Below are 1916 nucleotides of genomic sequence, written 5' to 3'. Positions count from 1 at the left end.
CTGTTGTAAACTGATTCATAGGGAAGACCTCTTTTCTAGGATTGGTTGTGGTGACTTAATTCTACCAAGAGAAGGTCTTCCTTTTTACATGGAAATTTTCATTTACACAAAATATTTTATACTCTCTGAAAATACGAATACATTTAAAATATTTAATGGGATATTTACTATTTTTTATAATATTGCGGATAGAGAGTTTACCATACTGTTAGATGAAAGATTATAAGGAGAAAATTATGCCACATACACTACATAAAGACAATAGTATAATTGCTGCATTTTGTGAGGATGTTTTAGAAATAGAAAATGCAAAACTTCCTGATGAATACTATTACTCAAGCCTTTCACTTTGTGTTATCGACTCTGTGTTTTCTATAGGTGTTCGGTATGAAGGTGTTAGAAATACAGTAAATAGGTTTTGTAGTTATTTTAATCTCAATAAGGAACGCTCTAGAACTGAACTTCCGGTTATCAGTGAACAATTTTCAATTGAACAGTTTTTAAGCTCTTTTGAAAGTTTAGGGTTAGAAACATTTGTGAATGATGTATTCATTAATAAGCAAAGAACCTCCCCCACAAACGGAATATTAAAAGCAGAAGCAATTTATTTGTTCTGTAAAGTTCTTATTAAATATAGAGTAAATTTTTTACAGGATGTAAGTAAAGTATATGGTAATGTAGATTTTGAAAATGAAATTAAAGCCATACCAGGTCAAAAAAGTGGTATTTCACTTGTTTATTTTTACATGTTGGCTGGGGAAGACCAGTGGGTAAAACCTGATAGAATGATAGTGCGATTTTTAGAAAAAGCGCTTCAGAGAAAGGTTATGATTGAAGAAGCACAAATTTTATTAGAGGGAACTACTAACATACTTTTAGAACAATATTCAAATATTACTCCACGTTTACTTGATTATCAGATATGGAATTATGAAAGAAGTAATCCTAAGTAACCAATTGCTAACGGTAAGAAGAATTGGCAGAATTGCTAAGATGATGTAGTTGGAGCACTTATAGGGCGTATAAGTAATCCTAGTAATACTAGAAAACTAATTAAATTATGATGGTGTACAAATTTAAAATTATTTAAGTAAAAAAACTAGAAATGGTGATTAACATGAGTACAATGAAAAACATATTGACCTTTGGTGCATATGGACGTATCCAAGAAGCAATGAAAAAATATAACAAAATTAAGAAACGATATAACTTTAAATTGTATAAAATGAAATCAAAAAGCCGCGAAGTGCATGCTGTACTAGAAAAAGTAGTACGTGTGAAGATTGAAGCGATAAAAACTCTTAATACATTTAAGGAGTTTTCAGTAGGTAATATAGAAAGTCCGTTTTATAAGTCAAATTTATATGAATCTGTAGATTTCAAACAGATTAACCAAACATTGGAAAAAGGTCAACTAGCTTTAACAGCGGCGACTGGTGCAGCTGTTGGAGCAACAGCTGGAGTTGGAACCGCTCTTGCTACTTGGGGACTAGCATCGACATTAGGAGTAGCATCAACTGGCACTGCAATATCAACTTTATCCGGTGCAGCGGCAACAAATGCAACTTTAGCTTTGCTTGGTGGTGGAGCAGTAGCAGCTGGTGGTGGTGGAATGATAGCAGGTGCTACAGTACTTGGTGGCATTGTTGCAATTCCAGCTCTAGTAGCGCTAGGAGTTTTTAGTCATTTTAGTGCAAAAAAGAAAATTGCAGAAATAGAAATTGCAATATATAATATGCAGATTAATATGTCTAAAATGGAAACTAACATGATTCGAATGAAAAAAGTCAAAAAAAACTTACACGGCACAACTAACACAATGATTTAGTTGTGCCGATTCCACTTGCTTTCAATATTGTTTAAATATGCATTTGGGTCCTGCTTAAATCTTCTCTGTTTTGTGTGTTCATGTATTC

3 protein-coding genes are annotated in these 1916 nt (G+C 32.8%); all 3 read left to right on the top strand.

Annotated elements, in window-relative coordinates; genetic code table 11:
• Positions 1–226 (top strand): hypothetical protein (locus QQZ16_RS02260; RefSeq protein WP_284561047.1); only part of this gene is annotated, 226 nt, incomplete at its 5' end.
• Positions 213–953: a hypothetical protein gene (locus QQZ16_RS02255; protein ID WP_284561046.1), complete on the top strand. Its 741-nt coding sequence runs from the start codon at positions 213–215 to the stop codon at positions 951–953. The genes QQZ16_RS02260 and QQZ16_RS02255, both read left to right, overlap by 14 nt.
• Positions 954–1117: 164 nt before the next feature.
• A complete protein-coding gene (locus tag QQZ16_RS02250) occupies positions 1118–1828 on the top strand; it encodes a hypothetical protein (RefSeq protein ID WP_284561045.1) in 711 nt (236 codons plus the stop codon).
• Positions 1829–1916: the final 88 nt, after the last annotated feature.

It is taken from the genome of Bacillus sp. T2.9-1 (assembly GCF_950097965.1).
Taxonomy (GTDB): domain Bacteria; phylum Bacillota; class Bacilli; order Bacillales; family Cytobacillaceae; genus Niallia; species Niallia hominis.
This window is presented reverse-complemented; position numbering and strand designations above follow the sequence as displayed.